The sequence below is a fragment of the Olivibacter domesticus genome (genome assembly GCF_900109575.1).
Lineage (GTDB): Bacteria > Bacteroidota > Bacteroidia > Sphingobacteriales > Sphingobacteriaceae > Olivibacter > Olivibacter domesticus.
Genome location: NZ_FOAF01000001.1, coordinates 1,046,693 through 1,060,895, shown reverse-complemented (window position 1 = coordinate 1,060,895; position 14,203 = coordinate 1,046,693). Strand labels below are relative to the sequence as shown.

11 protein-coding genes are annotated in these 14,203 nt (G+C 36.6%); 3 read left to right on the top strand and 8 right to left on the bottom strand.

Annotated elements, in window-relative coordinates:
* Positions 1–152 precede the first annotated feature (152 nt).
* From BMY50_RS04500 to BMY50_RS04490, 3 genes are all read left to right on the top strand, one after another.
* The gene (locus BMY50_RS04500; RefSeq protein ID WP_093319045.1) at positions 153–734 is read left to right on the top strand and encodes a DUF4202 domain-containing protein; all 582 of its coding nucleotides are present in this window, start codon (positions 153–155) and stop codon (positions 732–734) included.
* A gap of 220 nt (positions 735–954) precedes the next feature.
* Positions 955–4,218: a c-type cytochrome biogenesis protein CcsB gene (gene ccsB, locus BMY50_RS04495; RefSeq protein WP_093319039.1), complete on the top strand. Its 3,264-nt coding sequence runs from the start codon at positions 955–957 to the stop codon at positions 4,216–4,218.
* A gap of 277 nt (positions 4,219–4,495) precedes the next feature.
* Complete coding sequence (locus BMY50_RS04490) at positions 4,496–4,687, top strand: cold-shock protein (RefSeq protein ID WP_093319034.1); 192 nt, start codon at positions 4,496–4,498, stop codon at positions 4,685–4,687.
* 101 nt (positions 4,688–4,788) lie between these two features.
* Here BMY50_RS04490 and BMY50_RS04485 read toward each other — a convergent pair whose 3' ends face one another.
* From BMY50_RS04485 to BMY50_RS04450, 8 genes are all read right to left on the bottom strand, one after another.
* Positions 4,789–6,288 carry an acyl-CoA dehydrogenase family protein gene (locus tag BMY50_RS04485; protein WP_093319029.1) on the bottom strand — a complete coding sequence of 500 codons (1,500 nt, stop codon included), beginning with the start codon at positions 6,286–6,288 and terminating at the stop codon, positions 4,789–4,791.
* A 250-nt stretch (positions 6,289–6,538) separates the two neighbouring features.
* Complete coding sequence (panD, locus tag BMY50_RS04480) at positions 6,539–6,907, bottom strand: aspartate 1-decarboxylase (RefSeq protein WP_093319024.1); 369 nt, start codon at positions 6,905–6,907, stop codon at positions 6,539–6,541.
* Between the two features lie 16 nt (positions 6,908–6,923).
* A complete protein-coding gene (locus BMY50_RS04475) occupies positions 6,924–7,976 on the bottom strand; it encodes a DUF6695 family protein (RefSeq protein WP_093319021.1) in 1,053 nt (350 codons plus the stop codon).
* Positions 7,976–8,965, bottom strand: coding sequence for a PLP-dependent cysteine synthase family protein (locus BMY50_RS04470; protein WP_093319016.1), 990 nt, complete (start codon positions 8,963–8,965; stop codon positions 7,976–7,978). Before BMY50_RS04470 ends, BMY50_RS04475 begins: the two co-directional genes overlap by 1 nt.
* Positions 8,966–9,059: 94 nt before the next feature.
* A complete protein-coding gene (locus BMY50_RS04465) occupies positions 9,060–10,316 on the bottom strand; it encodes a sensor histidine kinase (protein ID WP_093319012.1) in 1,257 nt (418 codons plus the stop codon).
* A complete protein-coding gene (locus tag BMY50_RS04460) occupies positions 10,303–10,989 on the bottom strand; it encodes a response regulator transcription factor (RefSeq protein WP_093323561.1) in 687 nt (228 codons plus the stop codon). The genes BMY50_RS04465 and BMY50_RS04460 overlap by 14 nt, the downstream gene beginning before the upstream one ends.
* A 369-nt stretch (positions 10,990–11,358) precedes the next feature.
* On the bottom strand, positions 11,359–11,655 hold the full coding sequence (locus BMY50_RS04455) for a hypothetical protein (protein ID WP_093319009.1): 297 nt from the start codon (positions 11,653–11,655) through the stop codon (positions 11,359–11,361).
* Positions 11,656–11,804: 149 nt separating this feature from the next.
* Entirely contained in the window at positions 11,805–14,072 is a 2,268-nt protein-coding gene (locus tag BMY50_RS04450) for a GH92 family glycosyl hydrolase (protein ID WP_093319004.1), read from the bottom strand.
* Positions 14,073–14,203 lie beyond the last annotated feature (131 nt).

The window sequence follows — 14,203 nt, the reverse complement described above, 5'->3', positions numbered from 1 at the left end:
AATTGTTTTGATCTTTTTGCTGCAATAATAACGCCGAAATAAATAAATATATTTTAATATGCTGTTAATGAGTGAATTAATTTGATTCTCGGTGCTTTGCATATGAAGGCCATTTTATTTAAGTTTGCTACCAGAAATTATTTTTATTCTCCATGACAAAACTCGAACAAGCTTTTACATTATTTGATAAATACAACCAGCAATCGCCCGAAAGAATTACTTGGAAAGGGCAGGATTACCCTTCGGAGTATTTTTATGCTATCAAATTGTATGAGTGGGTGAGAAATCTTGACCAACATGCTAGCGAAGCATTGTTGCTGGCTTCTAGGTGCCAACACATTGGAAGATGGGAAATTGAAAGGAAAACCTATCCTGAAGGTAGGGTAGGGTATTTGAAATGGAGAAGTGATCTTGCGAAACACCATGCTCAGAAAGCTACCGAAATAATGGACTCATTAAACTATGAAGCTGATGTGATTGCAAAAGTTAAGGAAATTGTTTTAAAGAAGGGAATAAAAAGAGATCAAGACGTCCAGACTATAGAAAATGCGCTTTGCTTGGTTTTTCTTGAATTTCAATATGATGACTTACTTCAAAAACATTCGGAAGAGAAAATGGTAGGTATCCTTCAAAAAACATGGGCGAAAATGAGCAGGGAAGGGCAAGAAGCCGCATTGGCACTTCAATACAGCGATAAGGGAAGCATGCTGTTGAATAAGGCGTTGGGAAATTAAGTGTTGCAAGTTAACTAGCAATTATTCACATTTTTTTTACAAAAAAATTATATTCATATTACCATTCTGCGTTTAAAAAAGGGGAAGTTTGACCAATTTTTGGTTAATTAATCAATCCACAACAAAATAGAAATACTTCGATTTTGCAAGATAAACGCATCAGCCTTTTTATGCCGAATATTACCATCGGCCCTTATAAATTACGTTCAAATATATACCAATGAAAGTTATTGGAAGAGTACTGTTTTCTACCCGCACGATGGGTCTTATGTTATTATTATATGCTTTGTCAATGGCGGTTGCCACCTTTGTCGAGAATGACTATGGTACACCGGTTGCGAAGGCGCTTATTTACAATAACTGGTGGTTTGAGCTAATTATGCTAATACTCGTGTTAAACTTTATAGGAAATATTAAACGGTATCAATTATTTAAGCGAAATAAATGGCCGCTACTAGTTTTTCACCTTGCTTTTATATTAATATTTGTTGGCGGATGTATTACCCGGTATGTAAGCTTTGAAGGATCCATGCATATTCGTGAAGGTGATTCGAATAATGAGATTATTTCTGATGCGTCTTTTTTCAAAGTACAAATAACAAATGGTAATGAAGCACTGGCATATGACGATGTGCCTGTTATACTTACCTCTCAGCAGATTCCAATTTACCTTAAACCCTTCAAGAAGGATTATTCGGCAGAATATGATTTTATGGGGAAACGGGTAAAGATGAAAGTGATCGACTTTATTCCCAGAGCACAGGATTCACTTATTCAATCATCGTCGGGAAAACCCATTTTGCATCTGGTCGCACTGATAAACGGCAATAGAGAGAACAAGTATATTAGTTCTGGTAGCGTGCAACTGATACAGAATATGCTTGTAAGCTATAACAAAGAAACTGCCGGCGCTATCAATATCCTAGATGAGGGTGAAGGGCTCGTGATTTCTTCTCCCGGAGATGGCAGTTATATGGTGATGGCTACCCAGACACAAGAGACAGTTAAGGGATCAAATGAAAAGCAACCGTTTTATTTAAGGAGTTTATATACATTACCTGGGCTGACCTTCGTTGTACCTCAAGCGCCGATGCTTGGTGAAATTGTACATTTTGAAGGAGATAAGAGAACACATGAAAATGATGCCGACCTTGTAAAACTTGAGCTGGCTACTGCTAATGTGGCTGATACCGTTTCATTTTATGGCGGGAAAGGGATAACAAGTTTTCAACATCAATCTGAAATTGATGGTCTTACTATTTCGCTAGGTTATGGGTCTAAAATATACTACACTCCTTTTGATCTCAAACTGCGCAAATTTAAAATGGAAAAATACCCAGGTAGTGATAGTCCAGCATCTTATTCTTCTGATGTTTCTATTGTTGATGGCGGTAGGGAAGTACCTTACACTATTTTCATGAACCATGTATTAGACCATGGCGGTTACCGGTTTTTTCAATCGAGTTTTGATCATGATGAAAAGGGAACCGTTCTTTCGGTAAATCATGATTACTGGGGAACAACGATTACGTACATAGGTTACACTTTCTTATTCTTTGGTATGTTTGTTACTTTATTCTGGAAAGGGACCCGTTTTTCAAAACTGAACAGTCAATTGAAGGCGCTTTCAAAACAAAAGCTCGCGGTACTTCTTTTATTATTTTTGCCCTTAAGCACTACTTTTGCACAACAAATAGATATGCACGGGCCTTCTCAGGGAAATCAATTGAAAGAGGATGTGCACCAACACGATACACACGATCATGAAGAGCACAACAAAGAAACAATCGGTAACAATGAAATTAAAGGGCTCCTCTCTCTCCAAACAAAAGATGCTGAACAGTTTGCGCGTTCCATTAAAATAGACAAAAGCCATGCGACAAGGTTCGGTTCGCTGCTAGTACAAAATTTTGATGGCAGAATTGAACCTATAAATACGTTAGCACTTGAAATTCTTCGAAAACTATATCATAAGGATCAGTTTTATCAGTTAGATGCCAATCAGTTTCTTCTTGCAGTTTCAACTCAACCTTTTGCCTGGGCACAGATTCCGATGATTAAGGTAGGGACAAAAGGAGGTGCTCAGCTTGCAGAGGCGACTCGAGCAAATACGCAAGGATACACCTCACTTATCAATTTATTAAAATTTGGCAATGATAACAGTCCGCACTTTATACTCGAAGCAGATTATCAAAAAGCCTTTGCAAAAAAGCCAGCCGAGCAAAATAGTTATGATAAGGATGTCATTGAGCTAAATGACAAATTGCAGGTAATGCAACTATTAATAAGTGGTCAGTATTTGCGAATACTTCCTATTCCAAATGATCCTAATAACACTTGGATTGCTTGGGAAAGTGGCCATAACCATGATGGAGGTAGTAAGTCTAATCCTGTCGAAGATTATTTTAGAGGAGTTATTAGTGCTCAAACGACTGGAGCCTGGCCCCAAGCAGACCGGCATTTACAGGCAATTAAAGATCTTCAATATCGCTGGGGGAATGATGTGATACCCTCTCGGTCTAAAATTGAATGGGAAATACGCTATAACTCCTGGAATATCTTTTTTAAACTCATGATGGGCTATGCTTTGCTTGGTACCTTGATATTGGCACTGGCATTCACCAAACTTTTTATCAATTTAAAATGGGTTGATAAATCTATTGCTTTACTATTGGTTTTGGTTACTATTGGAGCCATTATACAGGCGACAGGCCTAGGGATCAGGTGGTATATCTCGGGTCATGAACCATGGAGTAATGGCTATGAAGCTGTTATGTTTATTAGCTGGATTGGCATTGTTTCAGGTTTACTGATGTATCGAAACAGCAACGCTTTTATACCGGCAGCAGGATGCCTTATTGCCGTTATATTAATGGGGTTTGCACATGGAGGTTCTCAGATGAACCCTCAGATTACGCCACTTGTTCCGGTACTTAAATCCTATTGGCTTATGATTCATGTTGCCATTATTACTTCCAGTTACGGTTTCTTTGGCTTAAGTGCACTACTAGGTATGGTGGTTTTAATTTTGTATATTATAAATAATCGCAAAATAGAAAGGAAAGTACTTGCATCTATCAACGAACTAACTTTAGTAAATGAAATGTCGCTTACGGTAGGTTTATTTTTGTTAACTATCGGTACATTTCTGGGTGGAATATGGGCAAACGAAAGCTGGGGACGTTATTGGAGTTGGGATCCAAAGGAAACATGGGCTTTTATTTCCGTTATAATATATGCTTTTGTTTTGCATATACGATTGATTCCTAAAATGCAGGGAAAATACCTGTTTAATCTGTTGTCTTTATTGAGCTATTCAAGTGTAATCATGACTTATTTTGGTGTAAATTATTATTTGTCTGGTTTACACTCTTATGCACAGGGAGATCCAGTACCTATTCCTGTTTGGGTTTATATTACGGTAGTTAGTATTTTTATATTAGCTGGTGTATCTTTTATGCGTTATAAACGAAGCCGTACATAGAACATCGTTAACTCTCATGGGAATCACATGATATTGCACTATGTTTTCAATTTATGAAGACACTAATATGATGAAGTAAAGGCTATGAAACCTATCGAAACGTATGTAAAAGTTGAATTTTTAGATGAAATAAATCGTTTAGATCATTGATCTGTTTTAAGTTACAAAATCAATAGTGGTGATTTTATAAAAAAAAACCAATCTTGGAATAAAAGCCTTTGATTAACAATATTTTATAGTTATCATTGCATATTATTAATATTTAAATTTTAATTCAATGCAAGAAGGAGTAGTAAAATTCTTCAATGAAACCAAGGGTTTCGGATTTATTACCCCGCAAGGTGGCGGGAAAGAAATCTTTGTTCATTCGTCTGGTCTTGTGGATCGTATCCGCGAAAATGATGATGTTTCTTTCGAGGTAGAACAAGGTAAAAAGGGACCAAATGCCGTTAACGTTCGCGTAATCTAATTAGGTCTTTAAAATAAATTTCTGATTTATTTAGCAAAAGCTATCTTTACGGATAGCTTTTTTGTTTTGCTTCATTGAGAATATTATCGATGGCTATAAGATTAATATCCAAGCCAATTACTGTTTTCTGCATAATCATAAACCACCTCTGTGCGATTGTTTAAAGACAAGTTAGAAGCCAGGTGAGCGATATCCATTTTTATATTATTAATACAATTCTCGATTAGGTCCTTTCTAAAACCTTTATCAAACATATCAAGTACATAGCCTATACAAATTACTCTGCTGATGATCTTACCAAGATCTACCATTTTTCTTTGCGTAATCATTTCACCTGGAATAAAATTCAATTGATCTTTGAAATGCTCTGACGCTCTTTGGGCCAAGTTAAAGGAAGCGAGAAAACTATAGAGATTCATTTCTTTCTCTTTTTTCATTTTTTTTGAAATGATTTCAGCAATTTGGGAATAAAGCATCTCGTTGGATCCTTCGAAGATTTGAAAAGGTCTACTATCTACTATTCCTCTGCCTGCTATATGGCTTATTTTATAACCATTAGCTCCAGAAACTTGCAGGCATAGTTGCGCCGACTCTTGCATTAAATCGGTAACAAAGGCTTTCATACTATTCGCTTCTAAGCCTTCTGTCGCCAAGCTATTTGTAATACCACTGATATTACTGCTCCTGCTACACATAGCAGAACAGATAGTGAAAGCAGATTGAATTCTCGACAGCTGGAATTGTACAGAATCGAAGGATAAAAGATTACCTGAACCGACGATCCTATTTTTGCAATGGCCTAATGCTTCGTCGAGCATGCGCTTGATAAAGCCCATACCCATGCCAGGAAACTGCATTCTGCTTCGATGCAAAATATCTAGCATCATCTTGATTCCAGTGCTTTCTACCTTTAGCCGTTGATTTTTTGGAATGGTAATATTTATTTTATTTAAACCATACGGAATCATATAAAGGCCTAAATTATTGTAATAAGACTCAACTTGGATATGTTGCGTCGTGATGGTATTATCGGTGACAAAAAAATCTATATCTCTAGCCAAGTCACCGTTTTCCAGTTCCTTTCGGGCAGCTACTATCCAGAAATCCGCTTGCCCAGTGAGGCCCTGCCAATGTTTTTTTCCTTGTATTAGGAAATTTTCTTGCTCTTCTCTAAAGGCTGTTCGCATATTCAAAGCATCACTGCCAAAATCTGGTTCAGTAATCATCAGGCCACCCATACTCTGCTGTTCCAAAAATCGGTGGAATATATTTGCTTTTATACTTTCATCAGCATATTTGGCCACTGGTTCTAAAAATAGTGCAATGTTGATTCCAAAGGTCAAAGAAAGTGGTAGTGATTCATATGAAGCTGCTGAAAGCAACGCTAAACATTCCTTAACAATGCATCCTCGCCCCCCGAATTTTTCAGGTATCGCCACTGAAAGTGGTTTGGCATCCATAATATTTTTCCATAGAGCAGGGGGTAAGCCTCGTTCCAAGCTGAGCTGATTAATATCAGCTTGTTCATAAAAGACCTTTTTTAATGTTCGTTCAAAGTTATTGATGAAAGCAGTAAGACTATGGGTGTTTTCAGTTTTCAAGAGAGATGTATATGTTTTTGTTGATTTTTGTAAACTTAATATTATTTAGAATCTTTTCAAAGACTTTCGAAACTAAATATTCATTGTTACCTTTTATTTGTATCGATATTGATGCTGTATCAGCAAAAATACGCACTTATTTATTATTACGTACTTATTATATGACTCTAATCTTGACAGCCTATAAACATTAGCTATTGGCTGACATTGATTATGCCGAAATTTGTTTTTTATCGTTACGGAGAACGTGCTAATATTTATAATAATCTACAGACTCAATAACATTTTCATCTTTGGTAAATACTAAGATAGGTTGGTATTCATCTGCTTCGTCTTCAGGTATTTGAAAGAAACTCAAAATATGAACGATGTCTCCTACTTGGGCATGTAAAGCTGCACCACCATTCATGCAGACTTCACCGCTCCCTCGTTCTCCGGGCAATACATAAGTCATAATGCGACTTCCGTTAACTGCATTATTTACATATACCTGTTCATACTTTTTGATATTCGCTGCTTCCAGTAAATCAACATCTACTGTGATAGACCCATTATAAGCTACGTTTGCCTCTGTTACTTTGACAGTATGTATTTTCGATTTTAATATATTGATAGACATATTTTCAAGGATTTGTTTAATTCTTAATTGCGTGTGTAATTGTTTTATCAGTGGCTGTTAACTTAATTTCCTTTTGTTGAAACTTAAGTGTGTAGCTTCCGTAATGGCAGTTATAAGTAAATTGATAATCTTTTTTTGGATCAAGATACTCTTCCGATTGGCAGTACTCATGATATTCTGCTTCTCCTTTACTGTTGTATCGGGTAATAAGATAGGTGTTCAATGAGGCTAATCTAAGTGAATACCAAACTCCTTCACCAATGCCACCGAGCCACTGAGCGTGATCAGGAATAGTTGTTGGTCGCATCGGTTCAATCATAAACCCAGCCTGTCTATCGCATGGTAAAAGAGCAGCCTTTTTAGGAATAATATTATGGAATAGGAGAGAGAGCTGAAAAGTAAGCGACTGATATCTGGTCATGCTAAATTTTCGAAGATTTCCATTTTCAAAACAGTAAATCGTACGATCTGGAACTGCATTGACTACATTGCTCATTGGGCTTGCTTTAAAACTCTCAGGAAGATAAATACTTCGGCGTGAAGGGTGTTTTGGCTTTAGAGCGGCCAATAAGATCTGCGCCACATACCTAGAACAACTATTGTTGTTTCGAGCCAGTGCCCCATACAAAATATGGCCCTGTTGTACAACTGATTGTGCAAATTTTATTCCATTTGTAAACGACAAATGCTTGGCAATGGAGAAATATAAACTTTTACTGCCGTGAGTTGCATATTCAATAGATTTAAGTTCATTTAACAACTCTAAAAGATTTTCAATTTCTCCGTTTGCTATCCGTGCAGTATTTTCAATTCTCAACCGAGGATCTATTAGCGCTGAGCGAGCACGACCATAGCCTCTAGGTGAAATATATCTTCCGAAATCAAAATAAGCCAATTTGCCCGTTCTCTTTTCTACTAGCATGATAGCCGAATGACCCACTTTAAAATTTAGATTCTTTACAATGCCTAATTTTTTAAAAAATGCCATCCAACCCTCATCACCCCGGGCAGTTTGCTCAGGCCAAGCGAGAACAATTGCTAGATCTTCATATTTGTCTATTGCCATCATTAGGTTAGTTCACTGCGATTAATATACTTATAACCAAGTTCTTTTTTGAGCCAGTCACTATTATATAATTTACTAATGTAGCGGCTACCGTGATCGGCAAAGAACAACACAACAAAATCAGTTGTTTTAAAATGTTGTTGTTGATCTAATTTATTAAGAGCAGCTAGGACGGCAGCACTCGAAAAACCGCTTAGATAACCAGTCATTTCTTTGAAATTATATGCAGCGGTAACGGTTTCTTGATCGCTTACCTGTATAAATTGGTCAATAACCGAAAAATCTAATGCTCCGGGTATAAAGTGACGCCCAATTCCCTCAATGAGATATTTACCTGGACTTGTATTCACAACACCCTTAAGGTGGTAATCCGTTAAAATAGATCCTTCGGGATCTACACCTAAAATGTTTACGTTTTTTTTCCTTTCTTTAAAATACCTTCCTAAACCTGATATTGTCCCTCCAGTGCCTACTCCAGCAATGATATGAGATACTTTGCCCTCGCTTTGTTTCCATATTTCGGGACCCGTCATATAATAATGAGCATCTATGTTTGCTTGATTGAAATATTGATTGCAGAAGAAGGAGTGCGGGTGACGTTCATGGTAGCTTTTTGCTCGAGCTTGACTGGAGGCCGGATCTTTAGGCCCGTTTGAATTTTGGCAAATGGTAACCTCTGCACCAATACTATTTAAGAGGTTAACTTTTTCTGATGAGCCTTTGCTACTCATAAATATGTGGCACTTATATCCGAGTTCTTTAGCCAGTAAGGCCAGCCCAATACCTGTATTGCCACTGCTGGCTTCTATGATAGTATATCCAGGTTTCAGAAAATTTTTAATTTCTGCATCGCGAATCATATACAAAGCAGCTCTGTCTTTTGAAGACATGCCTGGATTGTGAAAATCTTCTTTTATGTAAATTTGACACTGGTATTGATCTGAGAGTGTTTCAGATTTGGTAAGGGGTGTATTGCCTATTTGATCTATCATCAACAAGTTCTTATTTAGGGCAGGCCCAGAGGGCGGTTAAACGATATAAATCAAATATAAATGAGAAATCTGAAAACAATTGGGAATAGCTGTGTTAGGAGGAAACAATAAACTGATGCGTTGTTGAAAAACGATACTTGATTCCTAAACCATAAGTATTAACAACCGCTTTAGTGATGGCTAAACCAAGCCCTATACTGTTTTTGTTTTTGCCTTGCTTCTTAAATCGCTTGAAAAGTTCTTTTTCATCTAAAGCAGTGCTCTCACCACTATTTTCAATGGCAAATAATTGGTCATAAATATATATGTTGATTTTTCCATGTTGATGATTATGAACGATGGCATTCTTTAACAGATTGCTAATGAGTACAATGGCTAAATCTCTATTCATCGTCCACTGTAATTCTTGCTCTTCATGCAAGGAATAAGTCAGTGCTTTTTGTTCAATAAGGTCTCTAAATTCGGTAAGTAAATATCGGAAAATATCATTGATCGAAACGGGACTTTTTCTGATAAATTGACGGTTCTCAATCTTAGTGAGCAGTAATAATGATTTGTTTAACCTACTTAAACGTTCTAATGTGCGTATTACTTGTGCAACGTGTTTTCTATCTTCTTCTTTGAGATCTTCCTCAATAAGCAGCTCAAGTCTATTAATACTAACGGCTAGGGGTGTTTGCAATTCATGAGCCGCGTTTTCAAGAAATTGTTTCTGACTATTATAGGTTTCCATTGCCTGCTTCATCTGTGAAGTAATAACGTCATTCATTTCCTTAAACTCTGTTATTTTAGTGGAGATAGGAAGGATGTCTTGGTGGCTGTCTAATTGAAAATCCCGTAACTTATCAAGTAATTGACGAAAGGGCTGCCAGATTCTTCGTACAAGTAGTTGTTGTACAATTAAACTGCTGATTATAATAGCCATATATAGTCCGATAAGTCCTTTAAATAAACTTGATATTAGGTCATCTTCTTCAACCATAGAAGCAAAAACCCTTAATTCATAAAGTTTGTTCTTATGCTTAAATACAGTTTTAAGCATTCTAACGGGTTCATATTTTATTTCATGCTGTATAAATCGTGTTGTATCTTGATAGTGGTCTTTTGCCAGGTTATTTGCTTTACTAATTGCTCGAATGGAATAATTGTTTCCAAAAAATGCAGATTTGTCTAAAATATGGGGATTGGCGGCGACATTTCGTAATATAATATATTTTGAATTTACTAAACCCTCGTCTACATCTCTTTTTACATCGCCAAGCATAATAAAATAATAGATCGTTCCCCAGACGCTGACTATTAATAATATTGCTACAGCCAAATAGAGCGACATATAATTAAGTAGCTTCATTAGCAGTAATTTTATAACCTATACCATAAATAGATTGAATTTCCAGCTGTATGCAATGTTGACGCAATTTTTTTCGTAAATTTTTAATTTGTGCATACATGAATTCAAAATCATCTGATTCGTCGATGTAATTGCCCCAAACCCGTTCGGCTAATGCTGCTTTATTTACCAGTCTGTTTTTATTTAGTACAAGGTAAGTGATAATATCAAATTCTTTTCGATTGAGCGGAATACCCGTATTGTTTGTTGAAGCTGTTCGATTTTGGAGATCTAATTTAAGATTGCAAAACTCCAATACGGATGAACCATTCAGCACTTTCCTTCGTACCACAGAGTTAATCCGAGCAGTTAATTCAGCGATGTGAAAAGGTTTTAACAGATAATCGTCTGCTCCCAGATTAAGACCATAAACCTTATCATCTAATGAATCTTTCGCTGATATGATAATGATGTTTACTTCTTTACCCTGTGTTTTTACCTCTTCGATCAAGGTAAGACCATTACCGTCTGGCAACATGATGTCTAACAAAACACAGTCGTACTCATAATCTATTATCTTTTGCAATCCACTATTAAAATTGTTAGCGCATTCAACTAAATATCCTTCTTTTTCTAAAGAAACGGCTATGATATCAATTAAATCCTGCTCATCTTCTATGACTAAGATTTTCATGTTTGCATTGAATATTAAGGATAAAAATGTGTTTCTAAGTATACTAAAAAATTTGGACACCAAAATCAAAAATGGAAATATTTTCATTCTCCAGAGAATTCATAATCAAATCTATGGAGAAGTATGTCGTTTCCATCGAATATTAATTTGCCTAAACGACTGACCTTTTATTAATTTTTGAAAACCCTTTCGCTGTTTTTCTCGTATGATGAGAAGACAATTTAACAAAAACTATTTCAAGAAGGCGCGGAAGTACTAAATGAAACATTATAGAATTAAAAGAAAATTAACGGGACACATTGATTTAAATCCCGCGGCGAGTAAAATAAACAATAAATAGTTACTATTATTTACGGGAGTATTAGTTGTTTACTTGTCCTCTTTGATCATTTTAAAACGGTAGAGATACTTGCCTGCTGATGTTTTATATAAACTATCTTGTTGGTTTTGCGCTTCTATAGAACTTAAATGAACAATATCATAGGATATGAATTTTTCTGTAGGATCGCTTTCAATCCTAATATTGTTAACATACTTATAAGTAGGTGTTACCTTATATAACTCCCTGTTCCAAGCATGTTTTCCATCTTCTGTCGCAAAATCTATTTCATCTTTACTACATGAAAATAACATGCTCAAAATAAAAAAAACGATTATATGTTTCATTCAGCTAGATCACTTTCCTACGTAAATTGTTTTACAAGGCTTTTGCGATTTGAAACAAAAAATGTTCCATTACCCCAGTAACAAATACGTTTTAACATTTATTAACCAAATGAAAATAACGGGACGTTTACCTTGAGGGAAATTGCTTGTTATCGACTTACTGAAAATGGTTTATCTTCATCGTTGACCCCTCTTTCCTTGTTGGGCCTATCGGCCATCTCAAGAATCAGGTTGCCCCCTTCGGTAATATCTTTATAAGTAACGAAGTTTTTTGTATAAGGATTTTCATTTAGCTTAGCCTCTCGTATGTAAACATTCTCTTTACTGTTATTATGAGCCTGTATGATAAATTTCTTATCATTTTCTAGATTGATAGTTATTTTATCGAACATTGGACTTCCTAGAACATATTGATCGGTTCCTGGGCAAACGCTATAAAATCCTAAAGCACTCAATACGTACCAAGAAGAGGTTTGTCCTTGATCTTCATCGCCTGGGTAACCGTTTTCGGTGCTATTATACAACCTATACATCACCTCTCGGGTATGAAACTGTGTTTTCCATGGTTGTCCAATATAGTTATAAAGATAAACCATGTGCTGAATGGGTTGATTTCCATGTGCATACTGCCCCATGTTAGCCATCACCATTTCTGTCATCTCATGGATCATACCACCGTAGCTACCCACATTCACACGATTCGGCTCTGTGAATACGGAATCAAGCTTAGTCGCAAAGGCATTTTCACCGCCCAGCAAATCTGCAAGTCCGTCAGGGTCATGAAAGACAGACCATACCCAATGCCAGGCATTTCCTTCTGTGAAAGGACCACCCCATTCCATAGGATCAAAATTACTACTCCAATTACCGTTACGGTCTCTACCCCTCATGAATTTTGTTTGATGATCAAATACATTTTTATAGTTATACATCTGTTTTTTGAAAATGTTGGAGTAGAAGGGTTGGTTAGTCATATTGGCCAATTGGTAGGCACAGAAATCATCGTAAGCATATTCTAAGGTCTTTGCTGTAGCTTCTCTCACTTCGGGGTAGGGAACGTACCCAAGCTGATAATAATCTTTCCAACCGTCTCTACCATTTGATGGGCCCCATGGTCCTTTGTTAGTGGCCTCATGTAAATAGGCTTTCAGCGCTTTTTGCGGATCAAATGTACGTATGCCCTTTGCCCACGCATCTGCTAATAACGAAATTGCATGATTACCAATCATACTTCCTGCTTCACTTGGAAAAGACCAAGACGGTAACCAGCCACATTGATCATAAGCCTCCAATAGGGCTTGGACGTACCTACCATGCATAGTGGGGTGGAGAAGTGCATTTAAAGGGAATTGTGCTCGAAAGGTATCCCAAAAACCGGTGTCAGTGAACATGTAGCCGGGATATATCTTTCCGTCGTAGGGACTGAAATAATACGGTTTCCCATCTTTATCATACTCGAAATATTGACGCGAAAATAGGCTCGCTCTGAAAAAACAGCTGTAAAAAGTAGCTTTATCTTCCTCGCTGCCACCCTCTACTTCTATTTTTCTTAAATGACTATTCCATACATTTGCAGCTTTTTCCTTTGTGGCTTCCAAGTTTTTATGCTCACCTAATTCTCGTGCTAAGTTTAGTTCTGCCTGTACTAAGCTAATATAAGAAGATGCAACTTTTACTTGCACTTTTGCACCATTTTTAAAAGCAATGTAAGCGCCCTTTCCGTCTCCGGTGGCTGTAATAGATTTTGGAGAAACGGTATTCTTTTTGTTTTCCCAAGTACCGTAATCTGTGAAGTCTTGATCAAACTGTGCTACAAAGAAACTTTTGAAACCCTCTTTAAAACCCTCTCCATTATTTACGTATCCAATTATTTTTCGTTCTCTTGGTAAGATCTTCACCATACTTATACCTGTATAACCATCTAATACTAGAAAAGCTTTATGCCCTTTTGGAAAAGAAAAACGAAGATGTGCCCCTCGTTCGGTTGGAGCAATCTCTGTTTGTATGGCATTGTCCATCTTAACGCTATAATAGTGAGGTTTGGCTATCTCTTGTTTGTGGTTAAAACCGGTAGCACGTTTTTCTTCATCAACCTGAAGGCTATCAAGTGTTGGAAAAAAAGAAAGTACTGCATAATCCCTTGTCCAAGAACTGCATTGATGTGCTTGTTGAAAACCTCTTAATTTCTTTTTAAAATATTGATATTTCCAGCCGTCGCCATTTTTTCCAGTTTGCGGTGTCCAGGTATGCATTCCGAAGGGAAGCGCCGTTGTTGGATAGGTGTTTCCACGTGTAAGTTCATGTTTAGAATTAGTGCCCTGAAGTGTATTAACATAATTTACAAGTTCTTTTTTCTGGGCTAAGGATGGATAGCTCAATCCTATTAACAATAGGGAGAAAAAGGTTTTAAGTCTCATTAGATTCTTGGCTATAGTTAAATTTCGATTTCAATTGGTTATTAAAAACTGGTTTTATAATACGACTTAGTCTGCATACACCGCATTTCGTATATGCACACAAATATATATAAAACGTTTTAGCTTTTCAA

Excerpts from the sequence above, each read along its gene's own strand:
- BMY50_RS04460 (WP_093323561.1), bottom strand. The coding sequence starts at position 10,989 with ATGAAAATCTTAGTCATAGAAGATGAGCAGGATTTAATTGATATCATA.
- BMY50_RS04470 (WP_093319016.1), bottom strand. The coding sequence starts at position 8,965 with ATGATAGATCAAATAGGCAATACACCCCTTACCAAATCTGAAACACTC.
- BMY50_RS04475 (WP_093319021.1), bottom strand. The coding sequence starts at position 7,976 with ATGATGGCAATAGACAAATATGAAGATCTAGCAATTGTTCTCGCTTGG.
- BMY50_RS04500 (WP_093319045.1), top strand. The coding sequence starts at position 153 with ATGACAAAACTCGAACAAGCTTTTACATTATTTGATAAATACAACCAG.
- BMY50_RS04490 (WP_093319034.1), top strand. The coding sequence starts at position 4,496 with ATGCAAGAAGGAGTAGTAAAATTCTTCAATGAAACCAAGGGTTTCGGA.
- panD (WP_093319024.1), bottom strand. The coding sequence starts at position 6,907 with ATGTCTATCAATATATTAAAATCGAAAATACATACTGTCAAAGTAACA.
- BMY50_RS04450 (WP_093319004.1), bottom strand. The coding sequence starts at position 14,072 with ATGAGACTTAAAACCTTTTTCTCCCTATTGTTAATAGGATTGAGCTAT.
- ccsB (WP_093319039.1), top strand. The coding sequence starts at position 955 with ATGAAAGTTATTGGAAGAGTACTGTTTTCTACCCGCACGATGGGTCTT.
- BMY50_RS04465 (WP_093319012.1), bottom strand. The coding sequence starts at position 10,316 with ATGAAGCTACTTAATTATATGTCGCTCTATTTGGCTGTAGCAATATTA.
- BMY50_RS04455 (WP_093319009.1), bottom strand. The coding sequence starts at position 11,655 with ATGAAACATATAATCGTTTTTTTTATTTTGAGCATGTTATTTTCATGT.